The 13199-nt window shown below is 47.3% G+C and carries 12 protein-coding genes; 6 read left to right on the top strand and 6 right to left on the bottom strand.

The window, feature by feature from the left end:
* Window positions 1–2: 2 nt before the first annotated feature.
* From MCG46_RS18145 to MCG46_RS18120, 6 genes are all read right to left on the bottom strand, one after another.
* Window positions 3–869, bottom strand: coding sequence for a ChbG/HpnK family deacetylase (locus MCG46_RS18145; protein WP_240281221.1), 867 nt, complete (start codon window positions 867–869; stop codon window positions 3–5).
* A gap of 85 nt (window positions 870–954) precedes the next feature.
* Complete coding sequence (locus MCG46_RS18140) at window positions 955–1788, bottom strand: PTS system mannose/fructose/sorbose family transporter subunit IID (RefSeq protein ID WP_240281220.1); 834 nt, start codon at window positions 1786–1788, stop codon at window positions 955–957.
* The gene (locus tag MCG46_RS18135; protein WP_240281219.1) at window positions 1781–2542 is read right to left on the bottom strand and encodes a PTS sugar transporter subunit IIC; all 762 of its coding nucleotides are present in this window, start codon (window positions 2540–2542) and stop codon (window positions 1781–1783) included. The genes MCG46_RS18140 and MCG46_RS18135 overlap by 8 nt, the downstream gene beginning before the upstream one ends.
* A 25-nt stretch (window positions 2543–2567) precedes the next feature.
* On the bottom strand, window positions 2568–3050 hold the full coding sequence (locus tag MCG46_RS18130) for a PTS system mannose/fructose/N-acetylgalactosamine-transporter subunit IIB (protein WP_240281218.1): 483 nt from the start codon (window positions 3048–3050) through the stop codon (window positions 2568–2570).
* A 15-nt stretch (window positions 3051–3065) separates the two neighbouring features.
* Window positions 3066–4286, bottom strand: coding sequence for a hypothetical protein (locus tag MCG46_RS18125; protein ID WP_240281217.1), 1221 nt, complete (start codon window positions 4284–4286; stop codon window positions 3066–3068).
* Window positions 4287–4366: 80 nt separating this feature from the next.
* Window positions 4367–6313: a helix-turn-helix domain-containing protein gene (locus MCG46_RS18120; RefSeq protein WP_240281216.1), complete on the bottom strand. Its 1947-nt coding sequence runs from the start codon at window positions 6311–6313 to the stop codon at window positions 4367–4369.
* A gap of 291 nt (window positions 6314–6604) precedes the next feature.
* Between MCG46_RS18120 and MCG46_RS18115 the strand changes: the two genes are divergently transcribed.
* From MCG46_RS18115 to MCG46_RS18090, 6 genes are all read left to right on the top strand, one after another.
* Entirely contained in the window at window positions 6605–7021 is a 417-nt protein-coding gene (locus tag MCG46_RS18115; RefSeq protein ID WP_240281215.1) for a PTS sugar transporter subunit IIA, read from the top strand.
* 142 nt (window positions 7022–7163) lie between these two features.
* Window positions 7164–8543 (top strand): MATE family efflux transporter, encoded by a 1380-nt coding sequence (locus MCG46_RS18110; RefSeq protein ID WP_240281214.1) that lies wholly within the window; start codon window positions 7164–7166, stop codon window positions 8541–8543.
* 161 nt (window positions 8544–8704) lie between these two features.
* The gene (locus tag MCG46_RS18105; RefSeq protein WP_240281213.1) at window positions 8705–10147 is read left to right on the top strand and encodes a hypothetical protein; all 1443 of its coding nucleotides are present in this window, start codon (window positions 8705–8707) and stop codon (window positions 10145–10147) included.
* Window positions 10148–10162: 15 nt separating this feature from the next.
* Window positions 10163–10861: a Bax inhibitor-1/YccA family protein gene (locus MCG46_RS18100; RefSeq protein WP_240281212.1), complete on the top strand. Its 699-nt coding sequence runs from the start codon at window positions 10163–10165 to the stop codon at window positions 10859–10861.
* A 115-nt stretch (window positions 10862–10976) separates the two neighbouring features.
* Complete coding sequence (locus tag MCG46_RS18095) at window positions 10977–12215, top strand: D-alanyl-D-alanine carboxypeptidase family protein (RefSeq protein ID WP_240281211.1); 1239 nt, start codon at window positions 10977–10979, stop codon at window positions 12213–12215.
* Window positions 12216–12312: 97 nt separating this feature from the next.
* Entirely contained in the window at window positions 12313–13128 is an 816-nt protein-coding gene (locus MCG46_RS18090; RefSeq protein ID WP_240281210.1) for an HAD hydrolase family protein, read from the top strand.
* Window positions 13129–13199 lie beyond the last annotated feature (71 nt).

Below are 13199 nucleotides of genomic sequence, written 5' to 3'. Positions count from 1 at the left end.
AGTCAGTCCTCCCGGCTCGATTGAACAGCCAGATCACTGCCGATGACTTTCAGATGATTTTGATAATCGTGCCGGTTATATAAGGCGTCCCGCAAGGATACTAACTCAATCTTTGAATCCCGGATCCAAGCCTTCAGCTCCGGTGCGCATAAGGCCCAGACATCGCGCGGCCGGCAGGCGGTAAACGAGGATTCCTGTACGATGTAATCATCCAGGAATCCTGGATGCCAGGCTGTGATGTAAGCCCCTTCCCAAGCAGGATCCATAGTTTCCTTATACCAACGGACAGGATTGTAATCCGCGAACAGGCTGCAGTCTTCCTTGCCGCAGCCAATATACTTTCGGCGATCGCCGACGGTAATGATCCGCGCCTGCTGAAACTGTGTTGGTTCATTCAAAGCAACGCCGTCACGGACGTTATAAATATAATCATAAGGAATACCATATTCCTCACAGATGATTCGCTTGGCTTCATCCAACGGCCCGGTTCCGTGCAGCCGCGTGGAATCCGGAGCTCGACCCAGCAGTCGGATGCAGCGTTCCACCTCAGCCCGCAGTTCAATCAGGGCTTCATGAAAATCAACGGTTTCTTTCGCTTTGGAATCATGGCGGAATTTAAACCGGCCGTCGGCATTGACCATAGACGGAACAAGTTTCGGATCAGCAACGGGAACTCCCCAGTAATGACCGCTGTGCCAGCCAACCGAAATCCATGGATAAGCTTTGATTCGCTCTATCGCATCTTCCACACCGGGCGTATCCAGCATCAGATCCACCGTGGTGACTATGCCTTCTTCAATCGCTTTGATCGTTCCGTCATTGTAGGTTGGGGTATAGCCATAATCATCGGCTTTGACAATTAATTTCATCGATTTCCTCCTTATTTTAGAAAAGGAAGGAAGCTGCCCATGGCAGCCCGCTTCCTTTTAAAACTTGAAACAGAATATTTGGCAGTTAAATTAAGATGCCGGTAAAGTAGCCCAAGACAGAAATTAAGAACATGGCGACCATGATCCGCATGGCGCGTCCTTTTTTGTACTTGATCAGCCAGTAGATTAAAACCGTGGACAGAATTGTCAGCAAGCCTGGAAGAATGCTGTCGATGACGCTTTGGATGCTCGTGGTGCTGCCGCTGGCTGTAATGGCCAAACCGGTCTGCACATTTGCCGTACTGGCAACGACAGCGCCGATCACGATAATGCCCAGCATTTCAATCGCATTGACTGCATGGTCCTTGAGATCGCTGTCCATCAGCTTTTCAGCGCCGCTGATCCCCATTTTGACACCGGTTTTAAATAAGAACCAGACCATCGGGATATTGATTCCGAAGAACACGACCACACCCAGAATGGCTCCTAATGGGGAACCGTCAGCACTCAGACTGATGCCAATGGAAAGCAGAATCGGTATCAATAAGCCTTGGATTAAGGAATCACCGATACCGGCGAAAGGACCGGCCAGCGCCTGTTTGATACTCTGGATCAATTCATTGTCAATGGAATTGTTTTTTGCCCGTTCGATTTCCAACCCCAGAACTACGCCCGGGACAATTGCTCCTAAATTCGGCTGCGTATTATAGAAGACCGCGTGATTTTTAATCAGCTCTTTTTGTTTTTCAGGATCTCCGGGATAGAGATCCTCACGAATCTTGATAAACATGTTGGCCATCCCCGGCATCATCATTCGTTCAAAGGTGAAGCAGACACCGGCGACATTATAATGAGCTAACAGAACTTTTCTCAGCCATTTATTATCATTGGCTAATTGATCTAATTTTGGATTAGACATGTTCAGCCTCCTTCTTTGTTCCCGTACAGATAAATAACAGATAAGCCAGAACACCGGCGATGATCGTTACAGTAATGGTATCTAAACCCATCACTTTAAACAGTACGAATCCGAAAACGAAATATAGGAATTGAATGTTCTTTTTGATGAGACCGGTTAAAAGCATACCGAAGCCTAAGACTGCCCCCATCTTTGTAAAGATTTTCATCGAACCCAACAACCATGCCGGGATCAGTTCCGCGTATTGCAGGATGACGGTGGAACCCAAAACATTCATTCCAAAAATAATAATGAAGTTGACGGCTGTGGATAATACTAAACCGTAATAATAAGTGATGTATGCCTTGTCGAATTTCCCCTCGTCGATCTTTCGGTCAGCGGAGTGCAGAAAGTAGGTGTTTAAGGTTCTCAGAAACTGAGTGATAAAAGTCTCAAGCATGCTGAATGGAACACAGAGAGTAACGGCGAATTCGGCGTCGGCGCCGGAAATGATCGCCAGCGGCAGCGCAAACCAGATGCAGCGGGTAATCGACGGCATGGATTGGATACCGCCTACGGCGATCACGCCGATATACATCGCCTGCAATACGGAACCGATGATCATCGCCTGTTTGATATTGCCCATGACGATGCCGATGATTAGGGCAATGATCAGCGGCTTGCCGGTAAACTGGTCAATAAAGCCGCCCCGCCAGAATGGAAGCCCGTAGATACTGGACGCAACGGCCAGCAGTAAAGCCTGAAATACTGTCATAATGAATTTTCCCCTCCTTGGTTGCTCAGTAATTCATTTTTATGCTATCCCACTCGGTACATGGTGAAGTGGGGATCAGCCTGAACCAAATATGGACGCCGTCTTCACCCATCTGTTTGACGGCGCTGATTTCCTGCGGCGTCAGATAGGCATATTTTGTTACGGCGGTCCGATCCTGACCGGCTGCCAGTGAAGCAATGTTCAGATCTTTCGGCAGATCTTCCACCGCTTCCAGCAGGCGCTGCATCACTAAGGGTGTCTTCATCAGAATCAACGTGCTGACTTCATTGTCAACTGCTTTTCTGGCGGCTGAAATCGCCTGATCGACAGTCAGCGCTTCAGCGGTGATGTTAGACGGCACAGCTTTCTCAAAAATCCGCTTGAGAAACGGGTTGGTCGCCGTAAAGTCGTCGATGACCAGGATGTGCTGGATGGCGTAAAGCTTGACGATTTGAGTTACACATTGACCGTGTATCAGCCGGTCGTCACTGCGTATCAGCTTGATCATAATTCGTTTCTCCTTTTATAAAATGGCAATGATTTTGTTGATATAATTCTCGACTTCTTCCGCCGGGATTCCAGAACTGATCGTTTCAAACGTTAAACCGTAATATTCCTTTGGGAATAAATAGCTGCCGCGGCCATTGGTGTAGCCGAAGATCAGACAACATTTAGCAGGACTTAAACGCTTGATTTCCTTTCCGAATTTAGAGGCCAGCTCGCAGGGACTGACGACAATTTCAATGTCCTTCAGCCGAAGGGTATCGGCAAACCAGTCTGTCCGGGCTTCATCCATCGTCAGTTTGCGGCGAAGTCCGCTCATCATGGAATTTAGAATCTTCCGCCGGTCAAAATCCTGACAGGTTTTTAATTCTTCTTCGTTGGCGTCAATGATTCTCTGTACTTCCTTGTGATCAATCGGATACCGGACATGATGTTCAGTCGATGCAACACGTTCAAATTCCAGATCCAGTTTTTCATTCACTTCGATTTTGCTGATTTCCTCAGCCATGCCCTGGGCCACGCGCTGCAGTTCATTGAAATCGTTGCCCTGACGGGTAGCGCGGGTACTGCAGTCACCGGCCGCACCGACAATCATGGCTGGGGCATAGCCTTTTCGCTCTTTCAGCAGGCGGCGGACATTGCCGGCAAATTCTGCGGTCAGTAAAGCGTTGTCCGGGGTGATCACCGTAGAATGTACCGCCCAGTTGCAGATTGCCGCGACAACCTGATTCTGAGCATTGCGGAATTCAACCAGAATGACTTCGTTGTCAGCCAGTTCTCCATAGACGATCCGGCTTCCGTAATAGCCCGGAATGACCTTGCGTCCCATCCAGCATTCAACCTCTTCCAATTGTGCTGAACATTCCTGATAACCACGGACGGCCAGGTCTAAAACATGGTCATGATATTCCTGATTGAACTGACCACTTTTCGCCGATTGCATGTGATCGCGGACGGATTGATGATTATGCGTTGCGGAGACCAGGACCAGTTTGGGATCCTGGTTAAATTGTGCATGCAGCCGTTCCCGGATTTCACTGACGATTTCATCCTCGACATGGAGCCAGTCGGTGCTGAACAAAAACAACTTCTGATCATTGAAGTCCAACAATGTCGTTGTGACATAAATATCGTCATGTACGCCTTGAGCGGGCAGATCCCGCAGCGGCGAATTATACCCGATCATATAAAACGGCTTATAGGTCGGGGTTAAACAATACTGTTCTGAATGCGCTTTCATTTTTTCTACTCCTCCTGATTGCATCATAGCATTCAGGAAAAGGGAACTCAATTTGTCAAATTGAGGGGTATTGACCGCAATTATTTGTTAATGATACGCATTAAGGTAGCATAATCGATACGATGATCTTTATCCGGAAGCAGGCCTTTTTCCTTGATTAATTTCTGGATTTTGACGCAGATGTATTGGGAATACAGAACATGATTGTCCCTGACGTTGTATAAAACGATAATGGAACAAAGCTGTTTTTTCCATTTGACGGGTTTGTCGAGGACCAGAACCTTGATGAAGGTTTTTCCAACCAGATCCTGAGTCGTATTGAGGACAATTAATTGATTATCCCAAACCGGACTGATGATGGATTCCATCTGCTGACAACGCCGGACAAACTGCTGAGCATTGGGAATGTCGGCCAGAATCTCTGTTTCAATTTGGTGATAGACCGCTTCCCGGGTTGCGGCATTCTGCAGATAGGTAATGTCTGCGGCTTGAAAATACCGGCTGATTTCCAATGAGTAAAAAGGATTATTCATCTTGTGAATGTAGATTTTCTTATCCTGCGCAATGTTATAGGTCGGCATGCGCAGCACCCGTTCCGGATCCAGATCCAATTCCTGCTTACTGATGTCAGTAACGATAAAATCACAGCTTTTATCGCTCAAACACAGATATTCCAGATAGTCCATTGGAATATATTCGATCGCAAAGACCGTATTCAGCTTGCGCAGAGCATGACATAAATAGCGGGAATAAGACAGTCCATCCTTGGAAATGACGAAGACCGTGCGGTGGATCTGCTTGTTGATTTCACTGAGCAGAATGCTGAAAACGGGGTAAAAGCGATAAATATCATAGATATTGAAGAACAAGGAACCATCTTTTTTCAGATGCTCAAACAGAACCAGACAAAAATTATTCAAATAGACATCCAGACGATATTTGGAAACTGCGTCGACATCCACATGGAGTTTCATTTGTTCACGGAGTAAAAACGAAGTCATTGCCAGCCGAAATTCCGATTCAAAAAGCGGCAGGGAATAAGCTTCCAGATGAAAGACCGATTTTAAATGATTCAGGCAGGATTGAATCGTTTTTTCAAAGCCTAGTTTTTGATTCAGCAGGGCAGCTGATTCCGGGTTCAGGGTACGGTAGCAGTTCAGCAGAATCGCGACGGAAAGAATTTCGTTCTCCGTATACTGAACATTATAAATCGTACCTACTTGGGACAGGATGGAAAGGGCTAATGGATAACCCTGAGGAATGATCTGTCTGTGAACTTCAATCACTTCCGGGCTAAAGACAATTTGACTTTCATAGCGATGCCGCAGCGTGTTCATTAAAACCATGAATATCAATTTGTCCAGATCACGGTAAGGAATGAGAAATTCTGCCTGCTTCAGTTGTTCCAGGACGACTGCACGGACACGCTGGTACGCTTCATCCTGAATAAAAAGGTGAATCATACGGTAGTCCTGATCAAGATGCACATGATTATCATAATTCTTGAGAATGCGGAATTCGTTGATCAGCAGATTGCGTTTATTCCATTCATTGCCGCAGACACGCAGTCCGTTGTTGGTGTGATTCTCCAGCCGCAGATCAAATTGCCGCAGCATCTTTTTAATTTCGATCATGTCTTGATTGACAACGGAATTGGAACAGCTGCAGGTCTGGGCGAAATCGCTGATCGTCATTTTTTCATCGCAGGTCAGAAGCTGGCGGAGAAGAAAATGAATCCGTTCTTTCTGTTCAGTCGCAAAGAAATGCCGGGCATGCGTCGTTGTCAGAAATTTGCGGCGGAAGCGCTGGAATTGATCCGAATCCAAAATTTCAATCTGATATCCGCGGGACAGACAGGAGGCAATGATAAACCCCTCATTCTTAAGCTGATCGTTCAGCAGCTCGATTTCTTTTTTCAGTGTGTTCAGGCTCTGGCCGCATTCTTTTCCCAGAACGTGACCAGAAACCGGACCTTCGGTTAGAATCAGCAGGTTCAGAAGGCGAATCTGTTTCTCAAATAAAATCATGATTGCGTACCCCTCGATCTAAAATTGTAATGTTTTCTTGTTTTATTTTAACGCGCTGAGCTCAGGAAAACAATTCAGGAGAAAGGTATAATTGATTAGCAGCGGGTTGGGAAAACCCTAAAATTCAGGATTGACATTTTGAAAATCGGCGGGCTATAATCAAAACAGATCCCCAGAAGTGATAATCTTGTTATCGAAGTCACTTCAACACCCCATGCGTTCTTTCTGTTTTTTTCGATAATCATGAAGATCCGTTCCTTCCTGGCGGACGTGAAAAGAAAGGAACTTTTTATGTTAGCAATTTTTATCTGTTCGCATTCAGACTTTTCAACTGGATTGAAGAAATCCGCAGAGATGATCGCAGGTCCTTTGGATTTCGTTGAAACCTTTTCTTTATGGGAGGGAGAATCATTAGAATCTTTGGCTGCTCAAATCAGAGAAAAATATGATTTTTATCACAATCAGCAGATACCGGTGGTCTGTCTTTGTGATTTGGAAAACGCGACGCCGTATAATGCCTGCATCTGGGCGCTGAGCGATACTGACTGCCGGATTTTCGCCGGCGCGAATCTGCCGTTAGTGCTGGAATTGGCGCTGGGACGGGATATGGCTGAGAACCTCAATGAGTTTCTGGACCAATGTCTGCGATCCGCCCAGGGAGCGCTGAATGCCATCGGAGTTCAGGATTTTTTAACCGCCAATGATTAAACAAAGAACTGCTGCGGCAGTTTTTTTTGTGAAATTGCGCTGAACAGACCTCAAACTTTGGAATTAAGTTAAAATCCAGGCTGATTATAATGAAGCTGGGTGTTGTGAGGAACAGAAGGAAAATTAAAGGAGGCGCATCTTTTTGCATGGCGGAAAACAATTAAAGAAAAGCAGCGTGGATTTAACGCAGGGATCGATCTGGAAACAGCTATTACTGTTTGCCCTTCCGATCTTTGTTGGACAGTTGTTTCAGAATTTATACAACAGTGTGGATTCGCTGGTCGTCGGCAACTTCGTTGGGAAAACGGCGTTGGCAGCGGTTAGTTCAACCAATGATATCTCCCATTTTCTTGTGGGCTTTTTTACGGGACTGGCTTCCGGCGGCGGAGTTTTCTTTGCTCAGATGTTTGGCAAAAAGGATTATCAGAAGCTGAGCGACGGAATTCATACAACGATTTTGTTTGCCTTTCTCTTCGGCTTTGTCATGGCTGGGGTGGGTTATTGGCTCTCGCCGCAGCTGCTGCAGCTGATCAGTTGTCCGCCGGACGTGTATGCTAGCGCTTTGGAATATCTGCGGATATATCTGATTGGAATCCTTTTTACCGCCATTTATAACGTCGGCGCCGGGATCCTAAGAGCGGTCGGAGATTCCAGCAGTCCGTTTTATTATCTGTTAATTTCCAGCGTTACCAACATTGTGCTTGATCTTCTGTTTGTCTGCGGATTTAACATGGGCGTGGCTGGTGTTGGCTGGGCGACAACGTTAGCTCAGCTGGTATCCGTCATTCTGGTATTAAGAAAAATGATGATGACGCATGATGTTTACAAATTGGAAATTCGGAAATTACGGCTGAATCCGCCGATTCTGGCTGAGGTTTTAACGCTGGGAATTCCCGCAGGCATTCAGACCAGCATCACGTCGATTTCCAATATGTTCGTGCAGCGCTACACCAATGGTTTCGGTTCTTCCGCCATGGCGGGAATCGGCGTAGCAAAAAAGGTGGAGAAATTTGCCGGGTTGTCCTGCAGCTCACTGGGCGTAGCCATCACGACCTTTATTGGTCAGAATTATGGAGCGAACAAGAAAAAACGAGCGGTGGAGGGGATTCGGATCAGCGTCTGGATTTCGGTGATTATGGTAGGACTAACCAGCATTGCCTTGTTTATCCTGGCCCCGGGAATTGCGGTAATCTTTAACCGGGATGCAGAGGTGGTCGCTTACGCCTCAGCAATGATTCGGGTAATCATGCCATTTTATCTGTTCAATGCAATGTATAACATTTTTTCCGGCGTTGTCCGCGGTTTTGGCAAATCAAAGTCCGTAATGCTGTGTGTTATCTTAGGTCTGGTTGGCTGCCGGCAGCTGTGGCTGGCGGTCAGTATGAGCATCAAGCCGGATGTCTTTAATGTTTATTTTAGCTATCCGGCAGGTTGGATTGGTGCTTCAATTCTTGTCTATCTTTACTATTATTTCAATATCAGGCGGACCGTTGTTGCTGAAATTCAACATTCTGACGCTTGAAAGCAGCGCCGTCGGGGGATTACCCGGCGGTGTTTTTAGGTATGGGGACAATAAAGAAGAATGAAAAGTTAAAAAATTCTTAAAATGAAATGAAATTACTGGAAAGGGTGTACTCTTTTGCTTCGGTTTCCGATATAATACCACCATTGAGGGGGATATTTATGAAGCAAATTAAAAAGCTGGCTCGCCGCGGAATGGCGCGCACGCTGGGCCTGTTGGGTGCCATTTTCTTAGGTGTGGCAGTTTTGTTCGGATTGCTGAGCGCCGGTCAGGGCATCGAAACCATGTTGATTATGATCATGACGATGGGATTGATGTTCTTTCTTGTTTTCCTGATCTTCGGGCTTGTCGGCGTGGTGCCGTATGCCCGCATTGGAAAAATGGTGAAGCGTCAATGTGAAGAACTGGGGATTGAGCTGGATGAAGAGCAGGAATTTGAAGCGGTCACCAAGGAAATCTCGATGAGCAAAAACTGGCTGGTCAGTGGTCTATATGGATCCAATTTCGCGCTGCACCGCCGCAGCATCGACCATGTCGAGGAAACAAGCTATTATCAGAAAGGCCGAACTTATCCGATGATTCTGCTGTATGTCGGACCCAAGAAGAAATATAAGATTATCTGCAGCCGCAAGGGTGATTTCGAACGGGTTACCGATGCGTTGGATCAGTGGTTTCCGCCGCTGGATACACCGGATAATGCGGAAGCGCTTGCCGCAACTGGGGATCTCAGTGCAGAGGATGATCGTCAGGCCCGCCGTGATCGGATTATGCAGCAGGAACAGGGAATGGGCGGCAAGAAAACGGTTGCGGCGATTGTCGCAGTCGTCGGAATGGTGATCGCCTTCTCGGTAATCTATAACATCCTGCCATCCCGCACCTCTGCGCCGAAGACAACGCCGAATGTTGTCGGAAATTCTCAGACATCCAAACCGGCCGCGGGAAAGGTAAATGATTATATCGCCTCGATTCAGGATGAACAGTTCCAGCAGGTCGCAAAAGGACTGATGGCTGAAACGGATGGGGATGCGGATCTGGTTAAGCCGCTGATTCTTTCTGAGGAAAACAATCAGACTTATTTTGCGGTTTACAATGGAACACCGTATTTCTTTTATGGCGAAATGACCGTTTATGATGAAAATGATAAGGTGATCGGAACACTGGAAATTCCGCTGGCCAAACCGTATGAATACTGTTTTCTGAGCGGCTATGCCGAAGGCGGAGCCGACAGTTATGACTATACTGCGGCAGAGTTCTATTCCTTAAGCTACGCGGGAACCAATGTCCGCTATCAGTTTTCACTCAACAACGACGACACTTCGGATTGGAGCGAAATTTTACTGGCGACAGAAAACATGAAAGAAGCCAATGTTCAGGAAATCTGTGAAGCGGAGTACTACTCCAACGTCCTTTCCCGGATTGTGGTGGAGGAGCTGTTTTTCTTTGATGAGAATGAGCTCAGTTATATCAACGACAATGAAGAAGAAGGATTGGATCGGGCCGCAGCGAAGTATCGAGCGGTATTGGATATTGATCGCGGCGTGATTGAGTGGTATTCTATTAACAACGGATCGGAGACAGCGTTGTCTTCGATAACGATGAAATAAGGGAGGTATATTATTATGGATCATCAGGAAGTTGTTTCGTCCTTAGGCGGAGTCAGCCTTTCGCAGCATCTTACGCATACGTTTTTATGGATGACCGCGGGTCTGGCGGTCACTGCCGTGGTGGCGTTTGTTACCTTGTTCAGTGGTTTATGGATGACGATTTATTCGTTTTCCCTGGCACCGTTTGTCTTACTGATTGCCCAGCTGGGTGTGGTTATTTATCTGACCGGCAAGCTGGCTAAAATGCAGCCGTCGACGGCTAAGATCTTGTTTCTTGCGTATTCGGCGCTGACCGGCGTCACCTTCTCGATTCTGCCGCTGGCCTATGGACTGAGCACAATGTTTATTGCCTTTGGCTTCACCGCGCTGATGTTTGGAAGCATGGCGGTCATCGGCATGACGACCAAGCGGGATTTAAGCGGATTGGGACCGATTCTGATGGCGGGCCTGATCACGATGATTGTGATTACGATTGTCGGCTGGTTCATCAATCTCGATGCCATTTCGATGGTGATGAACTATATCATGATCGGACTGTTCCTGGGTCTGACTGCTTATGACATGCAGAAGATGAGAGCGATGTACTATGCCTGTGAATCAGAGCCGGAAATGCTGGATAAGATTTCGATCTATTCCGCACTGGATCTGTATCTCGACTTCATCAACATTTTCCTGTATGTGCTGCGAATCTTAGGCCGCAGTTCTAAAAACTAAACTGAATCTCATTGAAACTGACTTGATACCAGGTCAGTTTTTCGTTCGTCAAATGGTGGATTTTGGTGTAAAATGAAAGGGCATATTTCCAAAGAGAACAGAAGGTGGGATGCACGTGAGAAAATGGATGAAAGGTCTGGCCGCTTTCGTGCTGGTCTTGACGATTTTCCCGGTGGGGACAGTCAAAGCAGAGGAAGAACTGACGCTGGATGGAGAATCAGCGATTTTGATTGACGCCGACAGCGGCGCGGTCCTGTATGAAAAAAACGCCGATGAACGGCATTATCCTGCCAGTATAACCAAGATTATGACCGTCTATCTCGCTTTAAGCCATGGCAGTCTGGATCAGATATTGACGGCTACGGATACTGCGATTGACAACATTGACCGGAAATCCAGTCACATCTGGCTGGACTATGGAGAAGAATTATCACTGAAGGATGCTTGCTATGCGGCGATTATGGCCAGTGCCAATGATGCAAGCAATGTTCTGGCCGAAGCCGTCGGCGGCTCGCAGAGCGAATTTGCTGAAATGATGAATGAAGCGGCGGCGGCCGCCGGCTCGAAAAACACACATTTTGCCAACGCGCATGGACTGCCGGATGAGGATCATTACACAACCGCCTACGATATGGCGATGATCACACGGATGGCAATTCAAAACGCGGATTTTGCGGAGATTTTCGGAACGGTTAAATATGAGATGCAGCCGACAAACAAACAGAAGGATGTTCGGTATTTTGCTTCCGGCAATGATATGCTGAAAAAGGGCGAATTTTTCTATGAATACGCAACGGGCGGCAAGATCGGCTGGACGGAGGATGCCGGCTATACGATTGTAACGACAGCGTCCAAAGACGGAGTAAACCTGATCGCCGTGGTGCTGAAAAATTCCAATAAGAACGCCCGGTATACCGATACTCGAACCTTGTTTGATTATGGCTTTGCGAATTACAAGCAGATTACCATTCCTGCTTCTGCCTTTGAAGAAAAGACGATTGAAATAAAAAAACGCGGTCAGCTGTGGGCTACGGCAGCTTTTAAAATGAGCTATGACTTCAAGATCCTGGCTCAAAGCGGTGATGATGAAAGCCAGTACAGCGCCAGTGTCATTGTTGAAAATGAAAACGATCCTCAAACGATTCAGGCCTATGCGATTTTAAATAAAAATGGCGTGGAGATCGCCCGTCAGGCTATGGAAAAAGAGCTGGCTGTCAATGATATCAGCTTTAAAGCTACGACCTGGCCGATTATTCAAAAGGGACTGGATCTGTTCAGCGTGGCGGTGTTCGCGCTCTTTATGGGGTTGTTTCTCATCGCAGCTTTAGGCCGGATGAGCCGCCGGCGTTCATAATTTTAGAGAAAGAGGAAAACCTCTTTTTCTTTTACGATAATTCAGGTACAATGAAAATCGCAAAGGGAAAAAGTTATGGAAGGAAAGGGGAAAACAAATGCTGAAACTATTGGTTACTGATCTGGATGGAACGCTTTTGAAAATCGGAAACGAGCTGTCGGCAGGGATCAGTGATGAAAACCGCGAAGCGTTGGAAGCTTTTGTGAAGGCTGGAGGGCATGTGGCGATTGCCAGCTCACGGGGAGCGGATGCCCAAGAAATGATCAGCGGCTTGCTGGGGATTCCGGTGGCGGCCATCGGGATGAATGGGTTTGTGGTCTTGGATGAAGAAGGTGAAAAGATCAGCGAGCATTGGATGTTCTTTTCGGACTTTGCCCAGCTGGCTGATTTTATCCAGACGCATCGGATTAACGGTTCGTTGATTACCCGCGGAGAGGATGGCGGTGCTTACGGCTTTGGCGGTGAACATGATTATCCGCAGCGCTTAACTCCGGGCAGTCCGGTAATCCGCCAGAACTGGCGGCTGGAATTCGCTGATTTTGCCTATCGCTCCGGCCGCTGCTCAAAAATCAGTCTGTTTGTGGAACCCGGTCAGCATCGTGAGGCTTCGCGTCTGCTGCACCTGGCGTTTGACAGCCGGTTTGAAATTGCGGCGTCCGATGCGGATATGCTGGACGTCAGTCCGATTGGCATCAACAAGGGCAGCGGAATTCTTGAACTGGCGGACGCCATGGGGATCTGCCGTGAGGAGATTGCGGTTGTCGGCGATAATGAAAACGATCTGTCCATGTTTAAAGTCATTCCGCTGAGCTATTGCATGGATCATGCCGCTTCCGCGATTCAAAGTCAGGCTTCCTGCTCAGTCGCCTCTGTCGCTGAGGCTCTGGCCCGGGCCCAACAGGCGGCAAAATAATCACACCGTTCGATTTTTGCTGGCTGGAAACGTTCGTTTTCACATGGCACAAAGACACCGGCAGCCAAACA

This window comes from Holdemania massiliensis (assembly GCF_022440805.1).
In the GTDB taxonomy this organism is placed as follows: domain Bacteria; phylum Bacillota_I; class Bacilli_A; order Erysipelotrichales; family Erysipelotrichaceae; genus Holdemania; species Holdemania massiliensis_A.
This window is presented reverse-complemented; position numbering and strand designations above follow the sequence as displayed.

Excerpts from the sequence above, each read along its gene's own strand:
- MCG46_RS18115 (WP_240281215.1), top strand. The coding sequence starts at position 6,605 with ATGTTAGCAATTTTTATCTGTTCGCATTCAGACTTTTCAACTGGATTG.
- MCG46_RS18105 (WP_240281213.1), top strand. The coding sequence starts at position 8,705 with ATGAAGCAAATTAAAAAGCTGGCTCGCCGCGGAATGGCGCGCACGCTG.
- MCG46_RS18130 (WP_240281218.1), bottom strand. The coding sequence starts at position 3,050 with ATGATCAAGCTGATACGCAGTGACGACCGGCTGATACACGGTCAATGT.
- MCG46_RS18135 (WP_240281219.1), bottom strand. The coding sequence starts at position 2,542 with ATGACAGTATTTCAGGCTTTACTGCTGGCCGTTGCGTCCAGTATCTAC.
- MCG46_RS18145 (WP_240281221.1), bottom strand. The coding sequence starts at position 869 with ATGAAATTAATTGTCAAAGCCGATGATTATGGCTATACCCCAACCTAC.
- MCG46_RS18140 (WP_240281220.1), bottom strand. The coding sequence starts at position 1,788 with ATGTCTAATCCAAAATTAGATCAATTAGCCAATGATAATAAATGGCTG.
- MCG46_RS18125 (WP_240281217.1), bottom strand. The coding sequence starts at position 4,286 with ATGAAAGCGCATTCAGAACAGTATTGTTTAACCCCGACCTATAAGCCG.
- MCG46_RS18100 (WP_240281212.1), top strand. The coding sequence starts at position 10,163 with ATGGATCATCAGGAAGTTGTTTCGTCCTTAGGCGGAGTCAGCCTTTCG.
- MCG46_RS18090 (WP_240281210.1), top strand. The coding sequence starts at position 12,313 with ATGCTGAAACTATTGGTTACTGATCTGGATGGAACGCTTTTGAAAATC.
- MCG46_RS18120 (WP_240281216.1), bottom strand. The coding sequence starts at position 6,313 with ATGATTTTATTTGAGAAACAGATTCGCCTTCTGAACCTGCTGATTCTA.